The organism is Thioalkalivibrio sp. ALJ21 (assembly GCF_000378605.1).
Taxonomy (GTDB): domain Bacteria; phylum Pseudomonadota; class Gammaproteobacteria; order Ectothiorhodospirales; family Ectothiorhodospiraceae; genus Thioalkalivibrio.
This window is the reverse complement of record NZ_KB905157.1, coordinates 136,221-159,898: the sequence shown is the minus strand read 5'-3', so window position 1 is coordinate 159,898 and position 23,678 is coordinate 136,221. Positions and strand designations below refer to the sequence as shown.

The following is a 23,678-nucleotide window of genomic DNA, read 5'->3' as shown; positions in this document are numbered from 1 at the left end:
GGGTCCGCGCCAGGCTTTCAAGCCCGCGCGCCACGCGGTTATGCCGGCCCCGGACGTTCGGGTCAGACCGTTCCCGGGCAGGCCAGCTGCCGGTGTTCGATGGTCGGAAACACCGTGCGGATGCGCTCGACCTGGGCATGATCCAGATCGGCCAGCAGCACGCCCGGATTACGCTGCAACTGATTCACGACCCGGCCCCAGGGGTCGACCAGGGCACTGTGGCCATGGGTCTCGCGACCGTTCACATGGAATCCGCCCTGGGCCGACGAGAGCATGTAGTACTGGTTCTCTATCGCGCGGGCGCGCAGCAGCACATCCCAGTGGGCCTGGCCGGTCTGCGCGGTGAATGCCGCCGGCAGCGCCACCCAGTCGGCCCCCTGGTCCAGCAAGGCCCGAAACAGTTCCGGGAAGCGCAGGTCATAGCAGATCGCGAGCCCCATGCGCCCGACCGGGGTATCGACCACCACCACCTGGTCGCCCCGCTCGAACACCTTCGACTCGGTGTAGGCCTCGCTGCTGTCCGGCAGTTGCACGTCGAACAGGTGAATCTTGTCGTAACGCGCGACCTGCTGACCCTGGTCGTCGAACACCAGGCAGGCGGAACGCACGCGTTCCCCGCCTCCGGTCTGCAGCGGCACGGTACCACCGACAATCCACAACCCCAGGCGACGGGCCTGCTCGGCGAGGAAGGCCTGCAGCGGCCCCGCCCCGTCGGCGACCTCGGCGATGCCCAGGATGTCCGACTCCTGCATCCCCATGAACGCAAAATTCTCCGGCAGCACCGCCAGGCGGGCCCCCTTGTCCGCGGCCTCCTGCAGCAGGCGCTTGGCCTCCAGCAAGTTTGCCTGGGGCTGAGGCCCGGAGGCCATCTGTATTGCCGCTACCTGTGTCATCGGTACATCCGCTAGTCGTCGTTGTCTGTGGCGGGCTGAACCAGGGTTTGCACCTCCGGGTCGTCCCACGGACCGGTCACGCGATATTCCACGCGCGCGGCCTCTTCGATTTGATCCCCAATCCCCAGCACTCGTTCCGCCAACAGTACCACCACCCCGGTTACCGGGCCGCCGACCAGGGCCCCGACGATCGGCAGCGCGGTACGCAGACTCGGCACCACCACGATGTGGTGATCGTAATCGCGCGCGACCAGGCCGGTGCGGCCACTCAGGCGTACGCGAGCGGACGGACCCCGCATCTCCAGATCGGGGACGTGCAGATTGCCATCTTGCAGCGTCGCCGTCGCCTCCAGGCGGTCGAAGGAAAACCCTTCCGTGAACACATCGCGGAAATCGAGCCGCAGACGCCGTGGCAGCACATCCAGACTCACCAGCCCCAGCAGGCGCCCTGCCCCCGGCTCGACATCCGCCAGGCGACCGTCCTCCAGTTCCAGTTCCATCGTTCCGCCCAGTAGCGCCAGGCGCGGCGCATACAGCGGGCCTGGCCAGGACAGATCCAGTCGACCCTCGCCCTCGCCCCCCGCCATTGCGCGGGAGAGCCGCGCCGATGACAGGGCCCCTCCCCAGTCATCACCGGACAGCCGGACATTCAGACGGGTGTCGGGCCACCCGTCGGCCAGGACATGCCAGTGGCCAGTCCCTTGCGCCCGCAAATCGCCGTCCGGACCGCGGGCCCGCAGGTTCTCTACCCGCAGCCCCTGGTCCACCGGCTCCAGCGCCAGGTGAACATCGGCCAGGCGGTACTCGCCGACGTGCAGCCGGTCCAGGACCAGATCCACCCCCGGCCACTCCCGCGGGTCCTCCAGCCCCCCTCCTTCGACAGCCCGCACGGTCGTATCGCTGTCCGGCTCGCCATCGAAATCCACGTCCTCGAGGATCAAATGACGCAGGCGCGCCTGCCAACGGTCACGACCATCGCCAGACGCACGCCAGGTGGCGCTTCCCGCCAGCCAGGCAGACTGGGCCTCCAGGTCCCAGCCATCCTCGCGCCGCTGTCCCTGCAGACGCGTACCCGGGATCTCCAGCTCGCCCCAGCGGATACGATCGCGCACGTCCAGCTCGATCCGCTGCAGACTGAGGCCGCCGCTGCCATCGGCGGCTTCAATATCACCCAGGTCCACATCCCGCGCCCAAGGCGCCTCGGCCAACGCCTCCAGCCAGGGCTGGACGCCCAGCTCCGGCAGCCGTGCCCGCACCGAAAGGCCTTCGCCCGGAAGCGAGAGCAGGGTTGCGGCCGGGATGCCAATCTCCAACGCCATGGCCTGCACGCCCATTCCCGCGGCGGCGGTCTGTGGATCCACCCCGCGCGCAGCCGGGTCGTCCGGTGCCTGGCTTGGGCTCAGGCGCAAGTGGGCCCGCAATGTCTCGCCCAGCCGTACATGCCCGATGCCCGCCCGGCTGTGACCGAACGGGAGCGTTACCTCCAATGGGCGCCTCTCATCGGGGTCCTTGCCAATCGGGCTGGGCCAGTCGATCCCGACGCCGACCAGATCCGAGCTCAGATCGAGACGCACACCATCGATGGCATCCCCCAGCCTCAGGGTCGCATCCCAGGTCGCGCGGCCGTCCAGATACGGCTGCAGGGCGGGTATCTCCTCCAGCCACGGTTCCAGCGGCTGGGGGCCATGGGCGCGAATCGTGGCCTCCTCGCCGTTCAGCGGCCAGTCGGCGCTGATATTGATCCACTCCCCATGGACTCGTGCCTGTACATCATCGGCCCATACCCGGTCGTGGGTATCAAAATGCACCGCACCCTCCACGGCCTCGAAGCCGGTCGGCCAGCCGGCGACCTCGGCCCGCGTTCGCAGCAGGTCCAGCCGCCCCTGCACACGGACGTCCTGCAGGCGGTCCTCGTCGAGCGGCAGGGTGATGCCCAGGGCCAGACGCGTGGGTCCCTCCAGTGTTGCCGCATCGCGGATCTCGGCGGCGTCTTCCAGCAACCCGGCCTGCCGCAGATACAGCATCAGGTCCTGTGCGGTGCCGTCGGCCGTCCCTTCGATCTCCAGGACCGGGGTGTCCATCATGTCGTCGATCCACACCTCGGTGCCGTGGACCGCCGTATCGAGGATGAGTCCCGAGACATCGGTCGCGCGGAAACTCGCGTTGTGGAACAGCAACCGCCCGCGCAGGTCCTCCGCCACCGGCCAGCCGGGCTCGTAATCGAGCAGGCCTTCCTCGATATCCGCCCACAGGTCGAACACACCCGACTGATCCGTGAACGGGAAGTCGCGGCCGCGGCCGCGATAGACCATACCGCCCCCGTCGGAGACCCCCGTCTGGATGCTCTCCGCCAGCCACTGGTAGGTATTGGACGGCAACAAATGAATGGGCAGATAACGCTGGGTGTAGTCTCCGTCGGCACGCAGGATATCCAGCGCCAGGTCCACGCGCGGGCCCGACTCGTGCCCGTCGAACAACAGCCGCATGCGGCCACGGGCAGCCGCGTGCTCGTTCGCGACATCGAGCCCTTCCCCGGCGATGCGCCAGTCACCGGCCTCGTTGCGCTCGGCCCGCAGCCGCCCGCGCACCGTCTCGATCCACAGGGGGTCGTCAAACAGGGTGGGCATCTCGAAGCGCACATTGCGGCTGGCGAGGTCGAGCTCCAACCCGCCCTCGCGCCAGGAGACCTCCCCGTCGACCCCCTGCACGCCCGGCCCGTAATCGCCCGCATGCCATTGCAGATCGCGCAGTTGCGCCAGCCCCTCTACCGGCTCCAGACGTTCCCCGTCATGCCGTGCCCGCACCCAGGCATCGCCGAGCCGTCCGCGCGGGCGCACCTCGCGCAGGGGGTCGGCCAGCTCGGGCGCGCGCTGCTCCACCAGGAACAGCAGAGGTGCATAGGGTTCCACCTCCAGGTCCCGCGCCGCGAGTTCCAGCGCCTCGACAATCACCGCCTCGGGTTCCCCCCCGAGGGTATAGCGCAGGCGCAGATCGCCCGACCCCGGGCGCGTGGCGGTCCAGTTGGATTCATGGGCGGCGCCACGCACCCGCCAGTCGAAGCGATGACCAAAGGCGCCCCCCGGTTCGCCCCCGGCTCCGTCCAGCTGGGTGTCGTGCTCGCCGCGCAGCGCGACCACACGGCCATCGTCGATCTCGCCCCAAAGACGCAGGGCGGTCGTGCCGGGGGGTGGCTCCCAGCCCAGACGCACCAGCCAGGGAGACCAGGCCCCCAGTGCCACCGGTTGGGTATCGAGGAAGAAACGCGCGTCGCGGGCGGTCGCGTCCGGCACCTCCACCCCCAGGATGAAGTCACCGTCGGCCGCCCCCTGCATGGCGCCGTCGAGAAAAACGCGCAGCCGGCTCCGGGCATCCGTCCGCACGGCCAGTCGGCGCACATCCAGGACCGACTCCAGCCCCGCCCCGCGGTCCTCCCAGGTAATGCGCACCTCACTCGCTTCGAGGTCCGGCCAGCGCTCCACCGGGACCTCCAGCAAGGCGCCATCGCCCAGCCCCACGTCGTAGCCGTGCACATGAATCGCGCCATCAGCCTCGCGGACCACCCGGACCTCGGTGCCGGACACTTCGACCTGCATCGACGGAAAACGACTTCGCAGCGTCGCACCGGCGCTGAGTGACAGGCGCAGACGTTCGAGATGCAGCGGTTCCTCGCCAGACAGGTCAACACTCACGCCCCGGGCAACCAGCGCCGGCGACCAGCCGGACCAGCCCAGATCGATCTCGTCCGTGCGAACGGGATAGCCCAGCTGCGTGCTGGCAGTGGTCTCCACCCACTCGTCCAGCCCGTCCCAGTGGGCCACCGTCAGGCGCAGGGCCAGCAAGGCAACCGCGGTCACCGCAATCAGCAGCAGGAGGACGCCAACAACGATACGAACGGAGTGTGACAGGGCTCTCATTTCAGCCCCGACCGGCCGCAACACCGCCGGCCCGGTGTGCCGGGACCCCTGCGCTGTCTGGGCCCGTGCATCGTTGTCACGCCGTCCGTTTCCTCCTCCGTTCCTGGCTGGGGGCTCGTTTACCCAGCGTTTCCCTGGCTAGAACAAAACCACCTAGATGAAAACCACGTCGAACTGCTCCTGGGTATATAGCGTCTCCACCTGGAAACGGATCGGGATACCGACAAAGCTCTGGAGCTCCGCCAGGCTCGCCGATTCCTCGTCCAGAAGCAGGTCGATCACGTTCTGCGAGGCGAGCACGCGCAGTTCGCGCGCGTCGTACTGACGTACCTCGCGCAGGATCTCGCGAAACAGCTCGTAGCAAACGGTCTCGGCCGACTTCAGATAGCCACGCCCCGCACAGGTTGGACACGGTTCGCAGAGCTGGTGTTCCAGGCTCTCGCGCGTTCGCTTGCGCGTCATCTCCACCAGCCCCAGTGGCGAGACATCGCAGATCTGCGTCTTCACGTGATCGCGTTCGAGCGCCTTCTCCAGCGCGCGGATCACCTGGCGCTTGTGCTCGTCGTCCTGCATGTCGATGAAATCGATGATGATGATCCCGCCGAGATTGCGCAGGCGCAGCTGGCGCCCGATCGCCTGGGCCGCCTCGAGATTCGTCTTGAAGATCGTCTCTTCCAGCTTGCGATGCCCAACGAAGCCGCCAGTGTTGATATCCACCGTGGTCATCGCCTCGGTCTGGTCGAAGATCAGGTAGCCCCCGGACTTCAGCTCGACCTTGCGCTCCAGCGCCCGCTGGATCTCCTCCTCGACATTGAACAGATCGAAGATCGGGCGCTCGCCGGGGTAATGCTCGATCCGCCCCACCAGCTCCGGGAGGTACTGTGCGACGAACTCGCAGACCTTCTGATAGGTCTCGCGCGAATCGATGCGGATGCGCTCGATCTCGACCCCGACCATGTCACGCAGGATGCGCAGCACCAGCGGCAGGTCGGCGTAGACCTCCTCCCCCGCGCTGGCCTCGGCAGCGGCGATCTGGATGCTGTCCCAGACCTTTTTAAGGAAGGCCGTGTCGTTTTCCAGGGCCTCGTCGTCCACCAGCTCCGCCGCGGTGCGCACAATGAAGCCATGCTGCGGGGCGATCTCGTCGCGCAGGGCCTCCACCTTCTCGCGCAGACGGCTGCGCGAGCCCTCGTCCTCGATGCGCGTGGATACGCCGACATTGCTCTGATTCGGCATCAGTACCAGATGGCGGGACGGCACGGTGATGTAAGTCGTCAGCCGGGCACCCTTGGAGCCCAGCGGGTCCTTGATCACCTGCACCAGCACATCCTGGCCTTCGCGCAGCAACTCGCGGATGGTCTCGGCACGGCCGGAACCATTGCCGCCGCCGTTTCCCGACCCATTGCCCGACCCATTGCTCGACCCTGGGCCATTAAGCTCTTCACGCTCCACCGGTGCCACGTCGGAGGCATGCAGGAAGGCCGTCCGATCCAGGCCGATGTCCACGAAGGCCGCATCCATGCCCGGGAGCACGCGCACGACACGACCCTTGTAGATATTGCCGACGATGCCGCGCCGACGGGTTCGTTCCAGATGCAGTTCGGTCAGAACGCCGTTGTCGACCAGGGCCACGCGGCTTTCCTGGGGAGTGACGTTCATCAGGATTTCGGTACCGGTCATGCTGGGTTTTTCTTCTTGTTGTTGTGAATGTACAGATCGCGCCGACCTCCCGCGCAGGCGTGGGACGCCGGCGCGACGGGGCTACTTGGAGTCGGCTTCGGCGGGCTCGGGCGTTGCGGCCTGCTGCTCCGCCTCGCGCCTGGCCTCGAGCTTGTCGGTGCGCGGCCAGGACTTGATCACCGCATGCACCAGAGTCGCCAGCGGGATCGCAAAGAACACCCCCCACAGCCCCCAGATGCCACCGAACACGAATACCGCCGCGATGATCGCGACCGGGTGCAGATTGACCACCTCGGAGAACAGCAGCGGGACGAGGACATTGCCGTCCAGGAACTGGATCACCCCGTAGGCGATCAGCAACCACGCAAACTCGCTGGACAACCCGAACTGGAAGTAGGCCACCGCGGCCACCGGGATCGTCACCACCGCTGCCCCGATATACGGGATGATCACCGAGATGCCGACCATGAACGACAACAGCACGGCGTACTCCAGCCCGAACCAGTTGAAGGTCAGGAAGCTCACCGCCCAGACGATCAGGATCTCGATGAACTTGCCGCGCACGTAGCTGGCGATCTTCACGTTGACCTCGCGCCACACCTCGCTGGCCAGATGCGAGTCGCGCGGCATGAAGCTGCGCACCCAGTCGAGGATCAGGTCGCGGTCCTTCAGCATGAAAAAGACCATCAGCGGCACCACGATCAGGTAGATCACGACATCCACCAGATGCCGGGCGCTGGCCAGCGAGAACGAGACGACGCGTTGTCCCAGCATGGTGGCCTCGGCCTGGATGGCGCCCATCAGGTCGCGCACCTGCTCGTCCGTAATCAGTTGCGGATATCGCTCGGGCAGCTGCAGGAGCAGCGCCTGCCCCTCGCGGATCATGCCCGGCAGTTCGCGCACCAGCTGCGTCACCTGGGCCGACATCAGCGGCACGACACTAAAGAGGGCAGCCACCGTCAGCGCCAGGAAAGCGATCAGCACGATCGTGACCGCCAGCAGGCGTGGAACATGCAGGCGTATCAGCTTCTGCACCGCCCCCTCCAGCAGGTAGGCGATGATCAGCGAGGCCAGCAGCGGGGCAAGAATGCGTCCGGCGAAGACGATGATGAGGAACCCCGCCAGCAGCAGGAACGCCAGGATCACCACCTGGGGGTCGGTGAAGTGCCGCCGGTACCACTCGCGCAGGACGTCGATCATCGACTGGCATCCCCGTTTGTCGCGTCTGCGGACGCCTGGGAGGACCCATCCTTACGCGTCGGGTCTTCGGCCACCACCTTTTCGTAGTGGGTCTGGAACACGACCTCCAGCTCGTCGATCACCTCCACCGCCGAACGCCCCTGCATCACATGCTGGGCCATCAGCGCCGAGGTCTCGTTGAGCAGCTTGGAGCGATCCAGCATGTGATAGGTCGCCGACAGCCGGCGCATCGCCTTGATCACCGATTCGTTCTCCGGGCGCGGGATCGGCTCCGGCTCGGGCACCGGTTCCGGCGCCGGGGCCGGCGACTCCTGCTCGAGGAAACGCGCGAACTTCAGCAGGCTGGCCTGATCCTCGGGCGACAGGCGTGACGCGATCTCGGCCAGCTCGCGCGCCGGGTCGTCCTTTTTCTTCTTGCCACGGGTCAGGGCGGAGGCGACGTCGCCCCCGCCCAGCCCGCCCGGACTGCCCATCGGAGGGAGCATGCCTATTCGTTCTCGATCTTGAGGCTGAACACGGGCATCTTGCGCCGCTCCTGCATCAGGCCGAGCTCCTTGACCAGGGCAACGATCACGTCCTCGGTGACCTTCTGCATGTCACCCCACTCCATGCGCGCCTCGCCCAGCAACTCGCCCATGTTCGGCGGCGGATTGTGCTTGGCCTCCATGATGATGTCTTCGAGCATGCCCGGCTTCATTTCCGGACGGAACAGCAGGCCGTAGGTCAGCTTGTCCGGCCGGATTGCCAACCAGTCACCGTCGTCGTCCACCAGGACTGGCTCCAGCCCCTCCGGCAGATCCACGCGGCCGTTGACCAGCTGCAGTACGCGGCGCCCGTCCAGGGCCTCGGCCAGATCGTCGCCCTCGCCGGCCGCGGTCTTGTGCGCGGTCACGAAACGGGCCCGGTACATCGGGTCCTCATGCGCGGTGCCACCGGCCTGTTCGGCCACCAGCAGCCCGCCCATGCCCAGCCCGACCACCGGGCGCTGCGACCGGCGGAAGATATCAATCAGCGCCAGCTCGTCGGGGACCTGCGGGTTTTCTTCGTGGTCCGCGGTCGGCCAGGCGCCACCCAGCAGCCACAGGCCGTCGAACTGGGCCGCCGACCCGGGGAGGTCCTGGCCGACAAAGGGCCGGTAGTAGGAAAAGCCGATATCGCGCTTCTCGAGCTGCGATTCGATCAGGCCGAGAAACTCGGAATAACTATGCTGCACTACGCAGTAATTCTTCATGTCGCGTCTTCTATTCGATTGGATTCTGTGTTCGCGGGGGCACCCTCGGCCGCGCCGGGCCCCAGGCCCGTGCAGTAACCACGCAGGAACTGCATCAGCACCTCCAGCGTCGGGACACGGAACTGCTGGCGCGCATGCACCAGCGAGATCGGGCGTTCCAGCGGCGGGTCCAGCGGGATCGCCGCCAGCTCGCCCAGCGTCAGTTCCTTGGCGACCACGGCCTCGGACAGTACCGACACGCCCATGCCCGCCGCCACGGCGCCCTTGATGGCCTCGGGGCTGCCGAGTTCCATACACCCGCGCAGGGTATTGCGGTCGTAACCGGACCGCCCAAGGTACTCCATGATGACCTCGCGGGTCCCGGAACCCTCCTCGCGGCATATGAATGGCTGCTCGACGAACTCCGCCACCCGCACACTCTTGCGGCTGGCCAGTTCGTGCTCCGGCGGCACAATCAGGCGCAACTGGTCCACCGTGCAGGGCTGTACCAGCAGGGTGCGATGGCTCACCGGCGCCTCGACAATCCCCAGATCGACACTGCCCTCTTCAACCATCGCGACGACATTCTCGGTGTTGCCGACACGCAGCCGGATACCGATATCCGGGTGTGCCCGCCGGAAGGCCCCGAGCAAGGCCGGCAGCATGTACTCGGCCACCGTCATGCTCGCGCCGATCACGATCGCCCCGCCGTCGGCGCCCTTGAGCTCGCGCAGCGCGGCCTCGAGTTCGCCGTAGGTATCGAAGATGCGCTCGGCATAGCGCTGCACCAGACGCCCGGCCTCGGTCAGGGTCACCCGATTGTGGTTACGGTCGAACAGCCGTGTCTCCAGCTGCTCCTCCAGCTGGCGCACCTGGAAGGTGACCGCCGGCTGGGTCATGTGCAGGACCTCGGCCGCCCTGGTGAAGGACAGCAGGCGCGCCACCGTAAGAAAGACCTGCAAGCGTCGATCGGCCATGCACCACTCCGCAACCCGTACGATTCGGCATGCTACCAAGCCACTCGCAAGGGGGACAGCCAGAGGCACGCCGATGAACGACTGGCACCAACCAGCGACCGAGGAATGAACTCACCAGTCTCGCGGGAATCAATCTATAAAGAGGGACAAGCTGGCAAAACTCATTCCACCAAGGAACGCGCATGGAGCGGCTTTCGGAGTTTGACCGACCCTGGCGTCCCGAATCCTGGTTGGGGGTGACCGGCGCCTGGCGCCTGACCGGCGTGGGGCTGGTCCTGATCCTGATGGCCGGCGTCACACTACTGGTCTATCAGACCGGCGGCACCAGCACCGCCTATCTCAACTTCGTCCTGATCCCGGTACTGCTGGGCGCCGCCCTGATGGGCCTGTGGGGCGGGCTGGCCTTCGGCCTGCTGGCCGGGCTACTGCTGGGGCCGTTCATGCCCCTGAATGTGGACGAGGGGATCGCCCAGCCGACCCTCAACTGGCTGACCCGTGCCGGGATCTATCTGGTGCTGGGCGGGTTCAGCGGGTGGCTTTTCTCCCAGCTGCGCCAGCACGCGGCGCGGCTGCTCGATCAGGCCTACCACAACCCTGTGACCGGCCTGCCCAACCGCGAGTCATTGGAACAGCATATCCGCCATTTGATGGCCCAGGCGGAGGGCTCGGAGCAGCCCGCGACCCGGGTATTCGTGATCAGCCTGCAAATGGATAACTATGCGGACACGATCAGCGCCCTGGGCTTCGCCGCGGAGAGACCCCTGCTGATGGGGATTGCCGAACGCCTGCAGGCAGTCGCCGGGAGCCCGGACACCCTCGTCTACCATATCCACGACGATCACTTCGCCTTGCTGCTGCCTCACCGCAGCCGCCAGGAGTGCCTGGCCACCACACAGGAGGCCGTGGAAGAGTTGCAGGCGCCGTTCGAGGTACTCGGGCTGCCGGTCTACGTCGGGGCCCACGCCGGGGTGTCCTCGTTTCCGTTCCACGAACAAGACGACCCGCAAAGCCTGCTGACCAAGGCCTGGATGGCGATGCACGAAGCCAGTCAGTCGGGCCGGCGCTACCGCACCTACGACCGGCGCAGCAACGACGCCGGGCGCCAGACCGTGGAGCTGCTGGGGGAACTCCAAAGCGCCCTGGAGGACGACCAGTTCCAGTTGCACTACCAGCCCAAGGTGACCCTGCGGCATGGCGAACTGTGTGGCTTCGAGGCCCTGTTGCGCTGGCAACACCCGCATCGGGGACAGGTACCGCCGGACCGATTCATTGCACAAACCGAGCGCACCGGCCTCATTCATGCCCTGACGCTCAAGGTGCTGGACCTGGCGATCGCCGACCTCCTTGTGCTGCGCGAACAAGGCATCCAGGCCCCGGTCAGCATCAATGTCTCGGCGCGCAATTTCCTCGATCCCGACTTTGCCCAAACCATTATCGAGCGCATAGAAGCCGCTGGTCTCCCGGCCTGCGCGCTGGAGATCGAATTCACCGAGACGGCCCTGATGGCCGACCCCGATCAAGTCATCGAGGCCCTGCGGCGTCTGACCGAGCGCGGGCTGGCGCTCTCCATCGACGACTTCGGCACTGGATATTCCTCTCTTGCCTACCTTAGGCGACTCCCGGTGACGACCCTCAAAGTCGACCAGACCTTCGTGTCCCACATGGCCACACAGAGGGTGGACGAGCAGATCACCCGCGCGGCTGTGGGCCTCGCGCACGACCTTGGCCTGAAGGTGGTGGCCGAAGGCGCGGAAGACAGCCAGACCCTCGCCATGCTGCGCGAACTGGGCTGCGACGCCGTCCAGGGCTTCGGGGTCGCCCGCCCCATGCCCTTCAACGAGACACTGCAATGGGCACGCCATCAGACGATCGAGCCCTCGTTGCAGCGCGAGTGCGCACTGGAACAGGACGATCCGTGATGATCTTGCGCCGAGCCGCCGACTAGGCTAAGATCCGCCGTCTTTTGCTAGACCCAATTTCCGGAGTCCCCGAGATGGCCCGAGTATGTCAGGTGACCGGCAAGCGCCCGGCGACTGGTAACAACGTATCCCACGCCCACCGCAAGACGCGGCGGCGTTTCCTGCCTAATCTGCACACCCACCGCTTCTGGGTGGAGAGCGAGAACCGCTTCGTGCGGCTGCGCGTGAGCAGCAAGGGCATGCGGATCATCGACAAGCTGGGCATCGATGCGGTGCTCGCGGACTGCCGCGCCCGCGGCGAAAAGGTGTAAGGAGCTACCCATGGCAGCGAAGAGCGCACGCGACAAGATCCGCCTGGTGTCCTCCGCCGGCACCGGCCACTTCTACACCACGTCGAAGAACAAGCGGAACATGCCCGAAAAGATGGAGATCAAGAAGTTTGATCCGGTCATCCGCAAGCACGTGATGTACAAGGAAGCCAAGATCAAGTAATGCCTGCCCGGCGCGAGAGCGCCTGATGGCAGATCAAAAAGCCCGGCTTGGCCGGGCTTTTTTATTGCTTGTAGTCTCGAGTGGGCAAACCATCACGGACACCACTCAGTCGGAACCCTATCCTTCTCCAGCACCTTCCTGTTGCGACGCCGTCTCGGCCCAGCGCACCATCATGCGGCCCCACTGATGGGCAGTAGACGGGTCCAGTTCTATCTTGGTGTAGCGGCCGCCATCGCGGATAATGACCCTCAGGAGAGGGATTCCCGAGTCGTGCAGGATCTGCCGCAACTCCACGACCTCACCAAACGGCGCATCAATGGACTCCATGATGTGTACGCTCTCTCCCGGGCCGGCCACACGCAGATCGGGCCGCCTCTTTCATCAACTGGCAAAGCGCAAGCATGCACCCTATTTTTGTCGGCCGGCAACCCATCTTCGATGCGCACGAGCGCCTGGTCGGTTTCGAACTCCTCTTTCGCGCCGGACATCGTAGCGAAGCCTCGGTGACCAATGGCGACGAAGCCACCTCGGACCTGCTGCGAAGCGCGTTCGTGGATATCGGCCTGCCCCATCTGGTCGGTCCGCACCTGGCCTTCGTCAACCTGACACGGTCCTTTCTCGACGACGACATCATCACCGGCCTGCCCCCCAATCAGGTGGTCCTGGAAATCCTCGAGGATATCGAGATCGATTCCGAGGTCGTCGCCGCGGTGCAAAGGCTGAAGCAGCGAGGTTTTCGCATCGCCCTGGATGACTACCAGTTTCAGGTCCACCACTCGCCGCTGGTGGCGCTGGCGGACATCGTCAAACTCGATGTACTGGCCCTTTCCACCGAGGCACTGGCACGCGAGGTCGAGACGCTGCGCACGTTCGGCGTGGAGCTGCTGGCAGAGAAGGTCGAAACCGCCGAGTGCTACCACCACTGCCAGCAACTGGGTTTTCGCTACTTCCAGGGCTACCACCTGTCGCACCCGCACGTAATCGAAGGCCAGCGCCTGGAGAGCCTGGAAGTCGCGCTACTGAAGCTGCTGAAGACGCTGCAGGACTCCGATCCCGAACCATCGGAACTGGAACGCCTTATTGGCGCCGAACCCGATCTGGCCGCGCAGATCCTGCGCATCGCCAACAGTCCCGCTTACCGCGGCGAACAGCCCGCGGAGGACCTGGCTTCGGCGATCGATCGTCTGGGGCAGGGGCGCATCCGCCGCATCGGGATGCTGCTGGTTCTCAACAATGCGGCCGGACCCTCGGCTGCGGTCGAGCAGGTCATGATTCGAGCCCGCATGGGGATGCTTCTGGCCCGGGCGTGCAATCTGACGGCCTCGGAGTGCGAGTGTCACTTTTCGCTGGGGATGCTCTCCGGACTGGACCGCGTGCTGGGCATCCCGCTGCGTCGCATCCTGAACGAACTGCGCCTGGCGCCGGAGGTGGAACAGGCGCTGATTGAACACAAAGGCCTGCTGGCCCCATGGCTGGCGACCATCGAGGCATTCGAGGGGCCCGCAAACCCGCCCCCCGCCGGAGAATCCCCGGTAGCACCGCAGGTTGCCAGCCGGCTCTATCTGGAATCGGTACGCTGGACCGAGGACATACTCGATTCGCTGTCCAGGACCTGACTGATGGCACCCCACCTGCACAACCGGCTCGTCTCGCCCGGGACGACGCTCCCGGACGGCCTCCACGTGCGGCTGGACGCAAGCGCGGGCGTCCATGCCGGGGGCGGTCGGATCGAGGTCGTCCCGGGTCTCGAGGCCCTGCCTCCGGATCTCTATATCGAGCACTGGTGGGGAGACGGCCCTGCGCGGCCTGCCAGCGCCGGCCCCCTGCATCTGCTGGAGTTCGACGACGTACTGCTCGCCGCCTGGCAGGGCCCGGACTGTCCCCTGCGCGAACAAACCGAGCATGCCTACCGTCAGCTCCTGAATGCCTGCCGGCAACGGGGTTTCGAGCATCCGGCGCGCATCTGGAACTATTTCTCCGACATCCACGGTGACGAACAGGGCCAGGAACGCTACCAGGCCTTCTGTATCGGGCGCGCCGAGGCGCTGGAGGCGCTCGAGGTCCCGCTGGGCAGCATGCCTGCGGCCACCGCAGTCGGCACCCGGCAACCGGGTCTGTTCGTCTACCTGATTGCCACCCGCGCCCCTGCCCGTGCGATCGAGAATCCGCGCCAGGTCAGTGCCTACCACTACCCGGAACGCTACAGCCCGAGAAGCCCGGCCTTTGCCCGCGCCACGCTGCTGCTGACCGCGACCGGACCCATGCTGATGGTCTCCGGCACGGCCAGTATCGTCGGTCACGAAAGCCGCCATCCCGACGATGTGGTGGCCCAGGCGCGCGAGACGGTGACCAACCTCCAGGCCCTGCACGACACGGCGGGGCGCGAGCTCCCCGGTCCTTCGTGGTTGCGGGTCTACCTGCGGCGCCCCAAAGATCGCGCCGCCGTCGCGGGGGTGATCGCCGAACATTACAAGGCGATGAAGCCGGGCCCTGTAATCCAGTGGGCCCGAGGCGACATCTGCCGGCCAGAACTCCTGCTCGAGATCGAGGGCGTGCATGCCTGAGCTCCCCGAGGTCGAGACCACCCGGCGAGGCCTGGCACCCTTGTTAGAGGGCCAGACGATCAACCGGCTCGAGGTACGCAACGGACGCCTGCGCTGGCCGGTGCCGGAAGATCTGCCCGAGCGCCTGGCCGGGGCCCGTATTACCGCATTGACGCGCCGCGCCAAATACCTGCTGCTGACCACAGATCGTGGTGGGGCGCTGCTTCATCTCGGGATGTCCGGCTCGCTACGCCACTGCACACCTGATGTCCCGCTGCGCACACACGACCACCTGATCCTGCATCTGACGAATCGCTCGCAGGTGCGCTTTCATGATCCACGCCGCTTCGGGTGCTGCCTGCCGCTGCCGGAGACCGGCGAGGCACACTCCCTGCTGGCCGCCCTGGGGCCGGAACCCCTGGACGCCATATTTGACGGCGACTACCTGTTCCGCCGCAGCCGCGGGCGACGTGGCCCGGTCAAGGCCTTCATCATGGATCAGGATATCGTGGTCGGCGTGGGCAACATCTATGCGACCGAGGCGCTGTTCCTGGCCGGGATCCGTCCGGGGCGGGCCGCCGGGCGCGTGACCCGGGCGGAATATGGACGACTGGCCGGATTCATCCGCACGGTGCTGGGCGCGGCGATCGAACAAGGCGGTACGACCCTGCGCGACTTCCTGCGCGAGGACGGGACCCACGGGTATTTTCGCCAGTCACTGCGGGTCTACGGACGCGCCGGAGAGCCGTGCCTGGAGTGTGCGACGCCGCTGCGCAACCGACGTATCGGGCAGCGCGCCTCGGCGTACTGCCCGACCTGCCAACGGTAGCGAGCCGCGCACGCACGGGCATCGCCTGGAAAACGCTGCTACCCGCGCTGACGCGCGATCCGCAGCACATCCGGCAGACGCCGCAGGCCTCGCATGATCTGGGCCAGGTGCTGGCGATCGCTGACGGTCAGCAGGAAGGTCATCGCGGTGGAGTGGCCGTCCTGCTCGTTGAACGAGATGTGCTCGATATTCGAGCCGTGATCGGCGATCACGGCCGCCATGTCGGCCAGCGCACCACGCCGATTGGCGGTACGGGTGCGCACCGCCGCGGTGAACTGCAGCTCCGGCTCGTGCGACCATTCGAGCGCGATTGTCTTGTCCGCCCGGTCACGGCTCTCGTGCAGCACGTTACGACAGCTCTCCCGATGCACGACCAGCCCGCGCCCCGCGCTCAGCTGGCCGATAATCGGGTCGCCGGGGATCGGGTGGCAACAGCGGGCATAGTTCAGCACCAGCCCCTCGGTACCCTTGACCGCCAGCGTGGTCTGGGTGGTGTTGTCGGTGTCCGCGCTCTCCTTGCCCACCATCTGGCGTGCGACCAGCGAGGCCATGCGGTTGCCCAGCCCGATATCCACCAGCAGGCTGTCCAGGTCCTGTAGCTGCATCGCGTCGAGCAGCTGATCCAGGCGCGCCGGCGAGATCTGCTTGAGCGAGGTATCCAGCGCGCTGAGGGCCTTCTCCAGCAGACGCTCGCCAAGGGCACGGGCCTCGTCCGACTGCATCGACTTCAGGCAATGCCGGATGCCGGAGCGGGCCTTGCCGGTGACAACGAAGGACAGCCAGGCAGGGTTCGGGCGCGCGCCCGGAGCGGTGACGATCTCTACCGTCTGTCCGCTTTGCAGGCGCACCGAAAGCGGTGCCAGCTGGCGATCGATCTTCGCCGCCACGCAGCGGTTGCCGACGTCGGAGTGCACCGCGTAGGCAAAATCGATCGGCGTCGCATCGCGCGGGAGAACCAGGATGTCGCCCTCGGGGGTGAAGGTGTAGACCTCGTCCGGGAACAGGTCGACCTTCACGTTTTCCAGGAACTCGATGGAGTTGCCGACGCTGTTCTGGATCTCCAGTACATCCTTCAGCCACTCGCGGGCCCGGCTCTGCGCGGTGCGTGCGGACTCGCCCCCGGCCTTGTACTGCCAGTGCGCGGCGATCCCGCTCTCGGCCACGCGATCCATCTCGGTGGAACGGATCTGCACCTCGATCGGGATGGCCTGCGGGCCGAACAGGATGGTATGCAGCGACTGGTAGCCGTTCGACTTCGGGATCGCGATGTAGTCCTTGAAGCGCCCCGGCACCGGCTTGTAGAGGTTGTGCACCACGCCCAGCGAGCGATAGCAGGTGTCGACGTCGTCGACAATGATGCGGATGGCGAAGACGTCGAACACCTCCTCGAACGAGTGGTGCTTGTCGCGCATCTTGCGATAGATGCTGTACAGGCTCTTTTCGCGCCCGGAGATGCGCCCGACGATCCCGGCCGCCTCCATGCGCGAACAGATCGCCTGTTCGATGTTCTTCATCGGCTCGCGCCGGTTGCCCCCGGCCCGCTGCACAGCGCGTTCCAGTACCGCGGCGCGCCAGGGGTGCTTGGCGGAAAACCCGAGTTGCTCCAGCTCGCGACGGATCGCATTCATCCCCAGGCGCTGGGCGATCGGCGCGTAGATCTCCAGGGTTTCCTTGGCGATGCGGCGGCGCTTGTCCGGGCGCATCACGCCCAGGGTGCGCATGTTGTGCAGGCGGTCGGCCAGCTTGATCAGGATCACCCGGATATCGCGGGTGATCGCCAGCATCATCTTGCGGAAATTCTCCGCCTGCGCCTCGGCCTTGGACTGGAACTGCAGGTGGGTCAGCTTGGAGACACCATCGACCAGCTCGGCCACTTCCTCGCCGAACTCGGCGTGGATGCGGTCCTTGCTGGTGGCGGTATCCTCCATGACGTCATGGAGGATCGCGGCGCAGATGGCCTTGTGGTCCATCCGCATCTCGGCCATGGTCCGGGCCACGGCCAGGGGGTGGTAGATATACGGCTCGCCGGTCTTGCGGGTCTGGCCTTCGTGGGCCTCCGCGCCCAGGAGATAGGCGCGATAGACCTCCTCGACTTCGTCCGGCTCGAGATAGGACTCAAGCTCGGAACACAGATCGCTGATCAGGAATCGGGTCGAGTCACCGGGAACCGGCGATGCGGCCCCGGGCGCGGCTGGCTGCCCAGCGGCCATGAGTTATCGATCCCTAGCGTTCGTCGGCTTCCAGCTGCTCCAGATGGCGGATCGTGCTGAAGTCCAGCATCTGGTTCTGGGGCCGTTCATCGTGTTCGTCGAACACCTCGGTGCCGACCAGCCCCTCGGCGATCTCGCGCAGGGCGATAACCGTGGGCTTGTCGTTGTCCTCGGATACACGGGGCTCCTTGCCGTGTGCGATATGACGGGCCCGGCGGGCCGCCATCAGCACCAGTTCGAAGCGATTGTCCACTTTTTCGAGGCAGTCCTCGACGGTGACGCGTGCCATGGGTACTCCGGTTATGAGTCGTTAATACTGCATGTTACGCCGTGCCCGGCGTACTCGCCAACAGATTCCGTATCGTCGATGCGGAACGTATCTCCTGCTCCACCGTGCGCAGACGGTTGGAGCGGAAGATGCTGGCCAGGTCACTGACCGCCCGCTCGAAATTCGAGTTGACGACCGTGTAGTCATATTCGCGGAAATGCGTGCAATCGGACTCCGCGTCGCGCAGGCGCCGCTGGATGACCTCTTCGCTGTCCTGCCCCCGCCCGCGCAGGCGCCGCTCCAGCTCGTCGCGCGACGGCGGCAGGATGAAGATCGAATGCGCATCCGGCACCGCCGCGCGCACCTGGCGCGCACCCTGCCAGTCAATCTCCAGGATCACGTCCATGCCGGCATCCAGGCGCTCTTCGACGCTGGCGCGTGCGGTGCCATAGAAGTTGTCGAACACCTTCGCGTGTTCCAGCAGCTGGCCGTCCTCGATCATGCCGAGAAATTCCTCGGCCGAGACGAAGTGATAGTGCTCGCCGTTCACCTCGCCGGCGCGCGGCTTGCGCGTCGTATGCGAGACGGAGACCTCGACCTGCTCCACGCGCTCGAGCAAAGCGGCGACCAGGCTGGTCTTGCCTGCGCCCGATGGCGCGGAAACGATATAGAGGGTGCCGCGAACGGCCTGGGAAGTGGCGGTCATGAACGCGTCCGCAGGAGCAGAACAGGAATGGAATCATCGGCTGGCTGCCGGCCAGAAACGACCCGGCATACCAGGGAAATAGAGTTGGTCGGAGTGAAAGGATTCGAACCTTCGACCCCTGCCTCCCGAAGGCAGTGCTCTACCAAGCTGAGCTACACTCCGAACCGAGCCCGCTATTATGCCGAGCCAATCCGGGCGTGTCCATGCCCCAGGGAGACACTGATCAATGGAACTGGTGATCCGGGCAATGTCACGCGCCTGCGCGGCCGCATAATGCACCGCGCACCGGGCCCGAACGGTCAGTGATCGCGACCCACCGCGAAGCGTGCGAGGTCGATCAGGGCCTGGCGGTGTGGCGACTCCGGGAGCACGGACGCCGCGGCAATCGCCGCCTCGGTCTCCGCGGCCGCGCGTTCGCGGGCATAGTCCAGGGCCCCGGTGGCATGAACGATCTCGAGTACCGCATCCACCTGCTCGCGCCCGCCGTCTTCGATCGCCTGACGCACAACGGTCTGCTGCTCCGGCGTACCGACCCGGATCGCCTGGATCAGCGGCAGGGTCGGCTTGCCCTCGGCCAGGTCATCGCCCATGCGCTTGCCGGTCACGGCATCGTCGGAAGAGTAGTCGAGCACATCGTCGATCAGCTGGAAGGCGGTGCCCAGATGCATGCCGTAGCGCGCGAGCGACTCTTCCTCGGCCCGCGGGCGCTCGCCAAGGATGGCGCCCAGCTGGCAGGCGGCCTCGAACAGCTTGGCCGTCTTCGACTGGATCACGTTCATGTAGCGAGCCTCGTCGACATCGGCGTCGTGGCAGTTCATCAACTGCATCACCTCGCCCTCGGCGATCACGTTGGTCGCATGGGCCAGGATCTCCATCACCCGCATCGAGCCGACCTCGACCATCATCTCGAACGCGCGCGAGTAGAGAAAATCGCCGACCAGCACCGCGGCCTCGTTACCAAAGATGTGGTTCGCGGTCTCGTTGCCCCGGCGCATCTCGGAGGCATCGACCACGTCGTCATGCAGCAGGGTCGCCGTGTGGATAAACTCCACCACCGCGGCCAGCACCACCGGCTCCTCGCCCTCGACCGCGCAGGCGCGTGCCGACAGGGTCGCCAGCAGGGGCCGCAGGCGCTTCCCCCCGGAGTGGATAATGTAGTGGCCCAGCTGGTTGATCAGCACAACCGGCGAACTGAGCCGGTCACGGATGCACTGGTCGACCGCCTGCATGTCGTCTGCAGCCAGCTCTCGGATTGCGTTGATGGACATGCGGGTAGGCGCGCCAGTATGAGGAAGTTGGTAGGCGCTGGCATGCTAGGAAGGCCCCGGTGGGGTGTCAAGCGCGCACCACCGCCGGGCATTGACCCGAAGGCGACTCGCTGCTAGCATTTCCGCCCTTTCGCGAGACCGGTCTTTCAGTTCCAGACTTGACGGGCCGGTCCACACAGGTATCGCAACGGAGTCCCAGGGAAATGTACGCGATCATCGCAACAGGTGGTAAACAGTACCGCGTCGCCGAAGGTGACGTGATCCGCATCGAAAAGCTTGAGGCCGAAGCCGGCTCCGAGGTCGAGTTCGACCAGGTGCTGATGGTCGGTTCGGGCGACGATGTTCGCGTCGGGGCCCCGCTGGTCGACGGCGGCAAGGTGACCGCCAAGGTCGAAGACCACGGCCGGGCCAAGAAGGTCCACATCATGAAATTCCGGCGCCGCAAGCATTCGCAGAAGCAGATGGGGCACCGCCAGCACTACACCACCGTGCGCATCACCGGCATCGCCGGCTGACGCGCAGGCGCATTTTTTCAGGAGAACGAATCCATGGCACATAAAAAGGCAGGCGGGAGTACCCGCAACGGGCGCGATTCCGAGAGCAAACGCCTGGGCGTGAAGCGCTTTGGCGGCCAGGTCGTGCGCGCCGGCAACATCCTCGTCCGTCAGCGCGGGACGCAGTATCATCCCGGCGAGAACGTGGGTTGTGGCAAGGACCACACGCTGTTCGCGAAGGTCGACGGCGAAGTCGTGTTCAAGGTCGGTGGCCCGAACAACCGGCGCTTCGTGAGCGTGCAGCCGCAGCAGTAAGCGGACACGCCACCGGTAGCGCCAAAAGCCCCGTTCCGCGGGGCTTTTTTATTGCGCAAATCAAAGACGGGAACCAGGAAGACGCGGCATGAAGTTCATCGACGAGGCAACCATTACCGTGAAGGCCGGCGACGGCGGGAACGGCTGCGTGAGCTTTCGCCGCGAGAAGTTCATCCCGTTTGGCGGGCCGGACGGCGGTGACGGGGGCGATGGCGGCTCCGTCTGGCTGGTCGGCGACGAGGGGCTCAACACCCTAGCCGACTTCCGTTACCAGCGCCGCTTCGACGCCCAGCGCGGCGAGAACGGCATGGGGCGCCAGCGCACCGGTGCCTCCGGCGAGGACCTGGAGATTCCCGTCCCGGTTGGCACCCAGGTCCGGGACGCCGACACCGACGAGGTCTTGGGCGACATCACCCGCGACGGCGAACGCCTGCTGGTCGCCCAGGGCGGCTTTCACGGGCTCGGCAATACCCGCTACAAGTCCTCTACCAATCAGGCCCCGCGCCAGAGCAAGCCCGGCACGCCGGGCGAGCTGCGAAAGCTGGCGCTGGAACTGATGGTACTGGCTGACGTGGGGCTTCTGGGCCTGCCGAATGCCGGCAAGTCCACCCTGCTCGCACGCGCCTCGGCCGCACGTCCGAAGATCGCGGATTACCCGTTCACCACCCTGATCCCGCAGTTGGGGGTGGTGCGCATCGGACCGAACCAGAGTTTCGTGATGGCCGATATCCCCGGCCTGATCGAGGGCGCGGCCGAGGGCGCCGGGCTGGGCACCCGCTTTCTCAAGCACCTGGCGCGCACCCGTTTGCTCCTGCACGTGGTCGACGTGGCCCCGCCCGACCCCGAGGCCGATCCGGTCGCAGACATGCAGACCGCGCTGGGCGAGCTCGAACGCCACAGCGACGAACTGGCCGGTCGTCCGCGCTGGATCGTGCTGAACAAGAAGGAACTGCTGGACGCCGAGGCCCTCGAGGACCTGATCGCGAGGGTGCGCGAGGTGGCGGGCGACGAGCGCCCGGTTTTCACCATCTCCGCCGCCACCGGCGACGGGGTCGACGCGCTGATGCAGGCCGTCATGCGCCACATCGAAGCGGCGAACCAGGAGCCAGCTACGGCCCCCACGGCGACCGGCGAGGCCGGGGAGGATCGCGCGTGAACACCCGCGCCCTGCGCGAACTCCCGGCCATCCGCCGCGTGGTGGTCAAGATCGGCTCCGCGCTGATCACCGCCGATGGCGCGGGCCTGGATCGCCCGGCGCTGGAGTCCTGGGCCCACCAGATCGCGGCACTGCGACGCAAGGGGCTGGAGGTCATCCTGGTCTCCAGTGGCGCCGTGGCCGAGGGCATGCGCCGGCTCGGCATGAGCGAGCGCCCGCACCAGCTGCACCGCCTGCAGGCTGCCGCCGCCGTGGGGCAGATGGGTCTGGTTCAGGCCTACGAGCGGGAGTTCGCAAGCCATGGCCTGCACGCGGCGCAGGTCCTGCTGACGCATGACGACCTCGCCGATCGCTCGCGCTACCTGAACGCCCGCTCGACCATGCAGGCCCTGTTGGAGATGGGCACCATCCCCGTGGTGAACGAGAACGACACGGTCGCCTACGAGGAGATCCGGCTGGGGGACAACGACACCCTGGCGGCCCTGGTTGCCAATCTCGTGGTCGCCGACCTGCTGTTGATCCTGACCGACCAGGACGGCCTGTTCGACCGCGATCCGCGCCAGCACGCCGACGCAGAGCTGATCCACGAGGGCCGCGCCACGGATACCGAACTGCACCGCTTCGTGGCCGCCGATTTCGGGCGCCTGGGGCGCGGCGGCATGGCCACCAAGCTCAAGGCCGCGGAGCGCGCCGCGCGCTCCGGTACGCATACCGTGATCGCCTCCGGGCGCGAGGCCCAGGTGATCGGCCGCGTACTGAAGAACGAGCGCCTGGGCACCTGGCTCAAGCCCGACCGCGAGCCGCTGGCCGCGCGCAAGCGCTGGCTGGCCGACCAGCTGCATTCGCGCGGCGAGCTCCTGCTGGATGCCGGCGCCGCGCGCGTATTGCGCGAGTCGGGCCGCAGCCTGCTGCCGGTGGGCGTGGTGGGTCTGCGCGGCGACTTTCGCCGCGGCGAGGTCGTGACCTGCGTCGACCCGGACGGCCGCCCGGTCGCACGCGGACTGACCAACTACGCCTCCAGCGAGGTGGAACGCATCCGCGGCCTGCGCGCGGACCATATTGAGGCGGAGCTCGGCTACCTCCTGGAACCCGAGCTCATTCACCGCGACAATCTCGTTCTCTTGTAGGCGCAACGTCCCGGCGATCCCGCCACCCGAACCAATGAGGTAAGGTGCCCGCATCCCGAATCACCGACCCGAGCCAAGGAGCCCGCATGTCGCGCGAAATCATCCAGACCGAAAACGCCCCGGCCGCGATCGGCCCCTACTCCCAGGCCGTGCGTGCCGGCGACACCCTGTACCTGTCCGGCCAGATCCCGCTGGACCCGGCCACGATGGAGCTGGTCGACGGCGGCATCGAAGACCAGATCCGCCGCGTGTTCGACAACCTGAAGGCCGTGCTGGAGGCCGCCGATGCGGATTTCTCCGACATCGCCAAGCTGAACATCTTCCTGATCGACCTGACCCACTTCCCGCTGGTCAACAAGATCATGAGCGAGGTCTTTGCCGAGCCGTACCCGGCGCGCGCCGCGATCGGCGTGGCCGCCCTGCCCAAGGGCGCCCAGGTGGAGATGGACGCCATCGCCTGGTGCCCGCGCGGCTGAT

23 protein-coding genes and 1 tRNA gene are annotated in these 23,678 nt (G+C 66.4%); 11 read left to right on the top strand and 13 right to left on the bottom strand.

Annotation, left to right across the window (positions count from 1 at the left end; translation table 11 throughout):
• Positions 1-62 precede the first annotated feature (62 nt).
• The 7 genes from F579_RS0112110 to F579_RS0112080 all read right to left on the bottom strand — a co-directional run bounded on the left by F579_RS0112110 (position 63) and on the right by F579_RS0112080 (position 9,874).
• Positions 63-893, bottom strand: a complete 831-nt coding sequence (locus F579_RS0112110; protein ID WP_038029909.1) for a carbon-nitrogen hydrolase family protein — start codon at positions 891-893, stop codon at positions 63-65.
• An 11-nt stretch (positions 894-904) separates the two neighbouring features.
• Positions 905-4,807, bottom strand: a complete 3,903-nt coding sequence (locus F579_RS0112105) for a YhdP family protein (RefSeq protein ID WP_019024942.1) — start codon at positions 4,805-4,807, stop codon at positions 905-907.
• A gap of 153 nt (positions 4,808-4,960) precedes the next feature.
• A complete protein-coding gene (gene rng / locus F579_RS0112100) occupies positions 4,961-6,487 on the bottom strand; it encodes a ribonuclease G (protein WP_019024941.1) in 1,527 nt (508 codons plus the stop codon).
• Positions 6,488-6,568: 81 nt separating this feature from the next.
• Positions 6,569-7,687 carry an AI-2E family transporter gene (locus F579_RS0112095; RefSeq protein ID WP_019024940.1) on the bottom strand — a complete coding sequence of 373 codons (1,119 nt, stop codon included), beginning with the start codon at positions 7,685-7,687 and terminating at the stop codon, positions 6,569-6,571.
• Positions 7,684-8,160 carry a hypothetical protein gene (locus F579_RS0112090; protein ID WP_019024939.1) on the bottom strand — a complete coding sequence of 159 codons (477 nt, stop codon included), beginning with the start codon at positions 8,158-8,160 and terminating at the stop codon, positions 7,684-7,686. The genes F579_RS0112095 and F579_RS0112090 overlap by 4 nt, the downstream gene beginning before the upstream one ends.
• Positions 8,161-8,174: 14 nt before the next feature.
• Entirely contained in the window at positions 8,175-8,918 is a 744-nt protein-coding gene (locus tag F579_RS0112085; RefSeq protein ID WP_017925729.1) for a type 1 glutamine amidotransferase, read from the bottom strand.
• A complete protein-coding gene (locus tag F579_RS0112080; RefSeq protein ID WP_019024938.1) occupies positions 8,915-9,874 on the bottom strand; it encodes a LysR family transcriptional regulator in 960 nt (319 codons plus the stop codon). The genes F579_RS0112085 and F579_RS0112080 overlap by 4 nt, the downstream gene beginning before the upstream one ends.
• A 182-nt stretch (positions 9,875-10,056) precedes the next feature.
• Between F579_RS0112080 and F579_RS0112075 the strand changes: the two genes are divergently transcribed.
• The 3 genes from F579_RS0112075 to rpmG all read left to right on the top strand — a co-directional run bounded on the left by F579_RS0112075 (position 10,057) and on the right by rpmG (position 12,285).
• Positions 10,057-11,793: a bifunctional diguanylate cyclase/phosphodiesterase gene (locus tag F579_RS0112075; protein ID WP_019024937.1), complete on the top strand. Its 1,737-nt coding sequence runs from the start codon at positions 10,057-10,059 to the stop codon at positions 11,791-11,793.
• A gap of 74 nt (positions 11,794-11,867) precedes the next feature.
• Positions 11,868-12,104 carry a 50S ribosomal protein L28 gene (rpmB, locus tag F579_RS0112070; protein ID WP_012983361.1) on the top strand — a complete coding sequence of 79 codons (237 nt, stop codon included), beginning with the start codon at positions 11,868-11,870 and terminating at the stop codon, positions 12,102-12,104.
• 10 nt (positions 12,105-12,114) lie between these two features.
• Positions 12,115-12,285 (top strand): 50S ribosomal protein L33, encoded by a 171-nt coding sequence (gene rpmG, locus F579_RS0112065; RefSeq protein ID WP_012983362.1) that lies wholly within the window; start codon positions 12,115-12,117, stop codon positions 12,283-12,285.
• A 117-nt stretch (positions 12,286-12,402) separates the two neighbouring features.
• Here rpmG and F579_RS0112060 read toward each other — a convergent pair whose 3' ends face one another.
• The gene (locus F579_RS0112060) at positions 12,403-12,612 is read right to left on the bottom strand and encodes a hypothetical protein (protein ID WP_026301098.1); all 210 of its coding nucleotides are present in this window, start codon (positions 12,610-12,612) and stop codon (positions 12,403-12,405) included.
• 74 nt (positions 12,613-12,686) lie between these two features.
• On the opposite strand from F579_RS0112060, the gene F579_RS0112055 reads away from it, so the two are divergent.
• Genes F579_RS0112055 through mutM form a run of 3 tightly spaced genes read left to right on the top strand, consistent with a single transcriptional unit; the run spans position 12,687 to position 15,657 of the window.
• Entirely contained in the window at positions 12,687-13,901 is a 1,215-nt protein-coding gene (locus F579_RS0112055) for an EAL and HDOD domain-containing protein (protein WP_019024935.1), read from the top strand.
• Between the two features lie 3 nt (positions 13,902-13,904).
• The gene (locus F579_RS0112050; RefSeq protein WP_019024934.1) at positions 13,905-14,849 is read left to right on the top strand and encodes a hypothetical protein; all 945 of its coding nucleotides are present in this window, start codon (positions 13,905-13,907) and stop codon (positions 14,847-14,849) included.
• Positions 14,842-15,657: a bifunctional DNA-formamidopyrimidine glycosylase/DNA-(apurinic or apyrimidinic site) lyase gene (gene mutM / locus F579_RS0112045; protein ID WP_019024933.1), complete on the top strand. Its 816-nt coding sequence runs from the start codon at positions 14,842-14,844 to the stop codon at positions 15,655-15,657. Before F579_RS0112050 ends, mutM begins: the two co-directional genes overlap by 8 nt.
• A gap of 38 nt (positions 15,658-15,695) precedes the next feature.
• Here the strand turns inward: mutM and spoT are convergent, their stop codons facing one another.
• The 5 genes from spoT to ispB all read right to left on the bottom strand — a co-directional run bounded on the left by spoT (position 15,696) and on the right by ispB (position 20,109).
• Entirely contained in the window at positions 15,696-17,867 is a 2,172-nt protein-coding gene (gene spoT / locus F579_RS0112040) for a bifunctional GTP diphosphokinase/guanosine-3',5'-bis pyrophosphate 3'-pyrophosphohydrolase (protein WP_019024932.1), read from the bottom strand.
• A 13-nt stretch (positions 17,868-17,880) separates the two neighbouring features.
• A complete protein-coding gene (gene rpoZ, locus F579_RS0112035) occupies positions 17,881-18,156 on the bottom strand; it encodes a DNA-directed RNA polymerase subunit omega (RefSeq protein WP_017925738.1) in 276 nt (91 codons plus the stop codon).
• A 34-nt stretch (positions 18,157-18,190) separates the two neighbouring features.
• The gene (gene gmk, locus F579_RS0112030) at positions 18,191-18,841 is read right to left on the bottom strand and encodes a guanylate kinase (RefSeq protein WP_019024931.1); all 651 of its coding nucleotides are present in this window, start codon (positions 18,839-18,841) and stop codon (positions 18,191-18,193) included.
• Positions 18,842-18,926: 85 nt separating this feature from the next.
• Positions 18,927-19,003: transfer RNA gene (locus F579_RS0112025), tRNA-Pro, on the bottom strand.
• Positions 19,004-19,140: 137 nt separating this feature from the next.
• Positions 19,141-20,109: an octaprenyl diphosphate synthase gene (gene ispB, locus F579_RS0112020; protein ID WP_019024930.1), complete on the bottom strand. Its 969-nt coding sequence runs from the start codon at positions 20,107-20,109 to the stop codon at positions 19,141-19,143.
• Between the two features lie 203 nt (positions 20,110-20,312).
• Here ispB and rplU point away from each other — a divergent pair, with 203 nt between their 5' ends.
• From rplU to F579_RS0111995, 5 genes are all read left to right on the top strand, one after another.
• On the top strand, positions 20,313-20,624 hold the full coding sequence (gene rplU, locus F579_RS0112015) for a 50S ribosomal protein L21 (RefSeq protein ID WP_012983371.1): 312 nt from the start codon (positions 20,313-20,315) through the stop codon (positions 20,622-20,624).
• A gap of 33 nt (positions 20,625-20,657) precedes the next feature.
• Entirely contained in the window at positions 20,658-20,918 is a 261-nt protein-coding gene (rpmA, locus tag F579_RS0112010; protein ID WP_017925741.1) for a 50S ribosomal protein L27, read from the top strand.
• A gap of 88 nt (positions 20,919-21,006) precedes the next feature.
• Positions 21,007-22,074 (top strand): Obg family GTPase CgtA, encoded by a 1,068-nt coding sequence (cgtA, locus tag F579_RS0112005; protein ID WP_019024929.1) that lies wholly within the window; start codon positions 21,007-21,009, stop codon positions 22,072-22,074.
• The gene (gene proB, locus F579_RS0112000; RefSeq protein WP_019024928.1) at positions 22,071-23,201 is read left to right on the top strand and encodes a glutamate 5-kinase; all 1,131 of its coding nucleotides are present in this window, start codon (positions 22,071-22,073) and stop codon (positions 23,199-23,201) included. The genes cgtA and proB overlap by 4 nt, the downstream gene beginning before the upstream one ends.
• Before the next feature lie 86 nt (positions 23,202-23,287).
• Entirely contained in the window at positions 23,288-23,677 is a 390-nt protein-coding gene (locus F579_RS0111995; protein WP_018862000.1) for a RidA family protein, read from the top strand.
• The last annotated feature ends 1 nt before the right edge of the window (position 23,678 follow it).